At 76.1% G+C, this 6,551-nt stretch carries 3 protein-coding genes; 1 reads left to right on the top strand and 2 read right to left on the bottom strand.

The annotated features are described in order from the left end of the window. On the top strand, nucleotides 1–1,545 hold a 1,545-nt coding region (locus tag ACFUMH_RS18180), incomplete at its 5' end, for a molybdopterin-dependent oxidoreductase (protein ID WP_378208850.1). A 263-nt stretch (nucleotides 1,546–1,808) separates the two neighbouring features. Here ACFUMH_RS18180 and ACFUMH_RS18175 read toward each other — a convergent pair. Further along, the gene (locus ACFUMH_RS18175) at nucleotides 1,809–2,144 is read right to left on the bottom strand and encodes a hypothetical protein (protein WP_378208848.1); all 336 of its coding nucleotides are present in this window, start codon (nucleotides 2,142–2,144) and stop codon (nucleotides 1,809–1,811) included. Nucleotides 2,145–2,338: 194 nt separating this feature from the next. Beyond that, nucleotides 2,339–6,551 (bottom strand): molybdopterin-dependent oxidoreductase (locus tag ACFUMH_RS18170; protein WP_378208845.1); only part of this gene is annotated, 4,213 nt, incomplete at its 5' end.

Below are 6,551 nucleotides of genomic sequence, written 5' to 3'. Positions count from 1 at the left end.
CCCGGTGCGGAGCGGCGGGCGACGCTCGCGGCCGCCGCGGCCGGCGTCGCCGCGGGCGCCGTCACCGTCGGGGTCGGCGCGCTCGTGGCCGCCGTCACCGGCGCGTCGTCGGACCCGCTCGTCGCCGTCGGGGCGGCGTTCGTCGACCTCACGCCGGCGTGGCTCAAGGACTGGGCGGTCACCGCCTTCGGCACGGCCGACAAGGTCGCGCTGGCGGTCGGGCAGGCCGTGGTGCTCGCCCTCCTGGCGGCGCTCGCGGGCGTGCTCGCGCGGCGGCGGTGGTCGTCGGGGGCGGTGCTCGTGGTGGCGCTCGGGGGCCTCGCCGGCGTCGCGGCGACGACACGCCCCGACGCCGGGCTGCTCGCCCCCGTGCCGAGCGTCGCGGGTGCCCTGGCCGGGCTCCTCGTCCTGCGCGCCCTCCTGCGTCGCGTGCCGCCGCCCACGGCGGCCCCGAGCCCGTTGCCGGCCGGTCCGGCCGCCACGCGGCGCGGCTTCCTGCTCGCGGCGTCCCTCGCCACCGCGGCGGGCGTGGTCGCCCTCGCCGTCGGGCGGGCGGCCGGCGCGGCCGGTCGCGGCGTCCAGGCCGTGCGCGAGGCGGTGCGGCTGCCCGCGCCCGCGCGCCCGGCGCCGGCTCCCCCGGCCGACGTGCAGGTCGACGTCGACGGCGCGGAACCGTGGGCGACCCCGCCGGCGACGTTCTACCGGATCGACACCGCGCTGGTCGTGCCGCAGGTGGACCCGTCGACGTGGCGGCTGCGCGTGCACGGCCTCGTCGAGCAGGAGGTCGAGCTGACGTGGGACGAGCTCCTCGCGTCCGACCTCGTCGAGGCCTGGGTGACCCTCGCGTGCGTCTCCAACCCCGTCGGCGGCGCCCTCGTGGGCAACCAGCGCTGGCTCGGGCTGCCCGTCCGCGAGGTGCTCGCCCGCGCCCGTCCCACCGCCGACGCCGACATGGTGCTGTCGCGCAGCGTCGACGGCTTCACCGCGTCGACGCCGATCGAGGCCCTCACCGACGACCGTGCCGCGCTGCTCGCGGTCGCGATGGACGGCGCTCCCCTGCCGCCCGAGCACGGGTTCCCCGTGCGGCTCGTCGTGCCGGGCCTCTACGGGTACGTGTCGGCGACCAAGTGGGTGACCGAGCTCGAGGTCACACGCTTCGACCGCGCCGAGGCGTACTGGACCCGGCGCGGCTGGTCGGCGCGCGGACCTGTGAAGACGCAGTCCCGCATCGACGTCCCGCGCAGCGGCAGCACCGTCCCGGCCGGGGACGTGGTGGTCGCGGGGACCGCGTGGGCGCAGCACCGCGGCATCACGGGCGTGCAGGTCCGCGTCGACGACGGCCCGTGGGAGAACGCCGAGCTCGCCGGCGACGGCGGCGTCGACACGTGGCGCCAGTGGCGCTGGACGTGGCCCGGCGCCACGGCCGGCGCCCACCGGCTGCACGTGCGGGCGTCCGACCCCGACGGCCCGCAGACGGGGGTGCCGCAGGGTGTCGTGCCCGACGGCGCCACCGGGTACCACCGCGTCGACGTCACGGTCGCCTGAGCGGGCAGCCGACCGGCGACGACGAACGTCATTTCTCGCGGACACGCGCGACTCAGGCGCGAGAACGACGTCGGACCATGTGCTCAACGGTATCGACCACCCCACGCCGAGGCGCGGCTCTGCATTTCTCGGAAGCGCGAGAGATCGCATTCATTCCCTGCCGCCGGGGTGGTGCGGAATTCTCTCCCGCACCACCCCCGGTGGACGCTCGCGTCACGTCATCGACGCCCCCGGCCGACGGGCGGACCGGGAGGCCGGTGCGGTCACGCCCAGCAGGACCCGTAGCTCACGTCACCGCCCTCACCGAGGATCGGGTAGTGGGTCACCGTGTACTCGTAGTAGATCCGCCCGCTGTAGCTCTTCGCCCGCCACCCCGTCCACAGCACCCAGCCCCAGTCGAACCGCTTCTGGACCAGCCCGTTGCACTGGGGCGGCGTCAGGTTCGGAGCGGCGGAGGCGGGTGGGGCGGCGACGACGCCGATCCCCGTGGCGAGCACCATTGCCACCATGGCCTGGGCCAGGCGACGGCGCACGCGCGACCGCAGTCGTCCGGTCGCCGTCCCGGTCGTCGACGTGGCGGTCTCTCCTGTCGTGGTCATGCGCATCACGGCCATTCCCCCTTTTGTCTTTCACCTGCCGAGCGGGACATTCTGACCCTATCGGCACGAACCCGCGGTGAACACCCTCCTGGGTGACCGGATGGAATCTCTTCGTGGCGATGGAAAGGCGCGGCTCGCGCCGAAACATTCCGCTCACACGCCGGTTACACGACGACCGTCCTGCAGTTCCCACGTCAGTACACGTCGCGCGCGTAGCGGCGCTGCTCGGCGAGGCGCTTGACGTAGGCGGCGGCGTCGTCGGGGGTCAGGCCGCCGTGCCGCACGACGACCTCCCGCAGCGCGGCGTCCACGTCCTTGGCCATGCGGGAGGCGTCGCCGCACACGTACACGTGGGCGCCGCGCTCGAGCCAGGACCACAGCTGCGGCCCCTGCTCGCGCATCCGGTCCTGCACGTAGACCTTCGCGCGCTGGTCGCGCGAGAACGCGGTGTCGAGCCGCGTGAGGACGCCGTCCGCGCGCAGCGCGTCGAGCTCCTCGCGGTACCAGAAGTCGGTGGCGGCGTGCTGCTCGCCGAAGAAGAGCCAGCTCGCGCCGCGGTCGCCGCGCGCCCGTCGTTCGGCGAGGAAGCCGACGAACGGCGCGACGCCCGTGCCGGGGCCGATCATGACCACCGGTGCGGCGCCGTCATCGGGCAGGTGGAAGTGGGCCGAGGGCTGCACGTGCACGGCGACCTCCGCGCCGTCCGGCGCGTCGGCGAGGTACGCCGAGCACACCCCGGTGCGGGCGGCGCCGCCCGGGCCGGCGTACCGCACGACCGACACCGTCAGGCGCACCCGGTGCGGGTCGACGAGCGGGCTCGACGCGATGGAGTACTGCCGCGGCTGCAGCCGCTTCAGCACGTCGACCCACTCCTGGGCGCCGGCGCGCGCACCCAGCTCCGCGACGACGTCCACGGTCTGGCGGCCCCACAGCCACTTCGCGAGGTCGTTCCGGTTGTCGGGGCGCAGCAGGCGCCGCAGGTCCGCGTCGCCCGTGCGGTCGGCGAGGAACCGCAGCAGCGCCGTGGACGGGCGGGTGACGTCGAGCTCGGTGCGCAGGGCGTCCGCCAGCGGGAGCGGTGCGCCGTCGACGACGACGTCCGCGCCCGCGTCCAGCCCGGTGACCGCGAGCCACTCCGCGACGAGGCCGGGCGCGTTGACCGGCCGCACGCCGAGCGCGTCACCCGCGCGGTACGGGACGGGCAGCGGGCTGCCGCTCGTGTCGAGGACGAGCTCGCGCACCTCCTTGCCGGACCCCGGCGCGCCCAGGCGGCGGTTCGCCACGAGCCGCGCGCGACCCGGCTGCGTGCGGGTCGCGTGCGCCGGTGCGACCGGCCCCGGGACGCCGACGGTGTCCGTGCAGGCCGGTGCACGCCCCTGCGGTGCACCGGAGGGCACGGGTCCGGTCGCATCGGCCGCGGCCGGCGCGGGGACGGCGGAGGCCGCGGTCCCGTCGGGGGCCGTGCGCCCGTCGTCCGCGAGCGCCGCGACCAGCGCGTCGAGCCAGCCGGCGACCGCGTCGTCGTCCCCGGGCTCACGGTCGAGCCGCTCGACCAGGCGCCGGCCGCCGAGCTCGGCGAGGCGCCCGTCGAGCCGGCGCCCGTGGCCGCAGAACTGGTCGTAGGCCGGGTCGCCGAGCGCGAGCACGGCGTAGCGGGCGCCGTCGAAGGACGGCGCCGCGGGGTCGGCGAGCAGCTCCCAGAGGGCGCTGCCGTTGTCGGGTGCGTCGCCGTCGCCGGTCGTGCTGGTGACGAGGACGACGTCGGCGCGGCGCGGGAGCCGGTCGAGGGCGTCGTCCATGGCGACGACGCGGGGGGTGCGTCCGGTCGCGGCCGCGACGCGGGCAGCGACCTGCGTGGCGAGGTCCTCGGCGGTGCCCGTCTGCGACGCCCACAGCACGACGAGCTCGCGCGCCGGCGCGGCGGCGGCGGCCGGCGGGCGCGCCCCTCCGGGCGCGCGGGAGAACATGCCGGCGAGGACGCCGTCGACCCACAGGGCGGCGGGGCCGTCGAGGGGTGCGGTGGGCGGCAGCACCGGGGTGCCGGGGGTGCCCCGCCCGAGGCCGGCGAGGAAGCCCGCGAGGTAGCGCTGCTCGTCGGGGCCGAGGGTCGGCGGGCCGACGTCCTCGAGGCCGAGGGCGGCAGCCAGCGCCTGCATGGTGGCGGGCCCGTCGAGGGTCGGTGCGGTGGTCGCCCCGGCGGCGTCGTGCGTCCGGTCGTCGTCCGTCCGGTCGTCGGCCGTTCCGGCCGGGTCGGGGGCGGCGACGTCGGCCGCGGGAGCAGCCGCGTCCGCCTCCGGCGCGGCCACGAGTGTGAGGGTCACGGCGCACGCCTTGAGCTCGGGCTGGAACGACAAGGGGTCGACGGCGTCGTTCGTCACGGCGTTGACGGACAGGTACTCCCCGAACAGGTCGTTCCAGTGGAACGGCGCGAACAGGGTGCCGGGGCGCACCCGGTCGGTGACGACGACGGGCAGCACGGCGCGCCCGCGCCGCGACGCGACCTCGGCGGACGCACCGGCGACCAGGCCGAGCCGCGCGGCGTCGTCGGGGTGCACCTCGACGAACGGGCCGGGGTTCAGGCGGTTGAGCGCGGGCACCTTGCCGGTCTTCGTGAGGGTGTGCCACTGGTGCTGCACGCGGCCGGTCGTCAGGACGAACGGGTAGTCGTCGTCCGGCATCTCGGCGGGGTCGAGGTGCGGGCGGGCGTGGAACACGGCGCGCCCGCTCGGCGTGGGGAACACGAGCCGGGGGCGGGTGCCGTCGGGGCGCACGTGCAGCGGCTGGTGCACGCCGTCGTTGCGGTACCGCACGGGGTTGCGGGCGGGCCCGTCCGGCGCGGCCGGCCACTGCACGGGGCCGTGGCGCAGGCGCTCGTGGCTGACGCCGCGCAGGTCGTAGCCGGTCCGCGGGTTCGTGCTGCGGCGGATCTCCTCGAAGACCTCCTCCGCACTCGCGTACGCGAAGCCGTCGAAGCCCATGGCGGTCGCCACGCGCGCGATCAGCTGCCAGTCGGGCAGCGCGTCGCCGGGCGGGTCGAGCGCGCGGCGCGCGAGCGTCATGGTGCGCTCGCTGTTCACCATGACGCCGTCGGCCTCGGACCACAGCGCGGCGGGCAGGACGACGTCGGCGTAGGCGTTCGTCTCCGTGTCGGCGAACACGTCCTGCGTGATCACGAGCTCCGCGCGCTCGAGACCCTCGATGACCGTGCGCCGGTTGGCGACGGACGCGACGGGGTTCGTGCAGATCACCCAGCACGCCGCGATCTCGCCGTCGGCCATCCGCCGGAACATGTCGATCGTGCCGGTGCCCACGCCGTCGGTGTGCAGCGTGCCCGGCGGCAGGTCCCACAGGTCCTCGACGAACGCGCGGTCGGCGGGGTCGAGGACCGAGCGCTGCCCCGGCAGGCCGGGCCCCATGTACCCCATCTCGCGCCCACCCATGGCGTTGGGCTGCCCCGTCAGCGAGAACGGCCCGCTCCCCCGCCGGCAGATCGCGCCCGTGGCCAGGTGCAGGTTGACCAGCGCGTTCGTGCTCCACGTGCCGTGCGTCGACTGGTTCAGGCCCATGGTCCAGCACGAGACCCAGCTCCCGGCGCCGGCGATGAGCGCGGCGGCGGCGCGCAGGTCGGCGGCGGGCACGCCCGTGAGCGTCTCGACGACGTCGGGCGGGTAGTCGGCGAGGAACGCGGGCATCGCGTCCCAGCCCTCGGTGTGCTCGGCGACGAACGCGTCGTCGACCGCGCCCGCCTCGACGAGCAGGTGCAGCAGGCCGTTGAGCAGCGCGAGGTCGGACCCGGGACGCACCTGGAGGAACAGGTCCGCCTTCTCGGCCGTCGCGGTGCGGCGCGGGTCGACGACGATGAGCTTCGCGCCCGCCTTGACGCGGTCGAGCAGCCGCAGGAACAGGATCGGGTGGCAGTCGGCCATGTTCGCGCCGATGACGAGGAACACGTCGGCGTGGTCGAGGTCCTCGTACGACCCCGGCGGCCCGTCCGCGCCGAGCGAGAGCTTGTAGCCGGTGCCGGCGCTGGCCATGCACAGGCGCGAGTTCGACTCGATCCGGTTGGTGCGCAGGTACCCCTTGGCGAGCTTGTTCGCGAGGTACTGCGCCTCGATGCTCATCTGCCCCGACACGTACAGCGCGACCGCGTCCGGGCCGCGCGTGTCGACCACCTCGCGCAGCCGGCGGGCGACGGTGGCGATCGCGTCGTCGAGCGGCACCGGCGCCGGTTCGGCCCCCCGCTCGGTGCGCACCAGCGCGGACGACAGCCGGCCGCCCGCGGCGAGCATGTCGGCGCTCGTCGCGCCCTTGGTGCACAGCCGCCCGCCGTTGGACGGGTGGCTGCGGTCGCCGCTCGCCCTGCGCACGCGCCGGCCGCCGGCGTCGTCCTCGACCACGTCGAGGACC

Origin of the sequence: Cellulomonas sp. NPDC057328 (genome assembly GCF_042667215.1) — a bacterium.
Taxonomy (GTDB): domain Bacteria; phylum Actinomycetota; class Actinomycetes; order Actinomycetales; family Cellulomonadaceae; genus Cellulomonas.
This window is presented reverse-complemented; position numbering and strand designations above follow the sequence as displayed.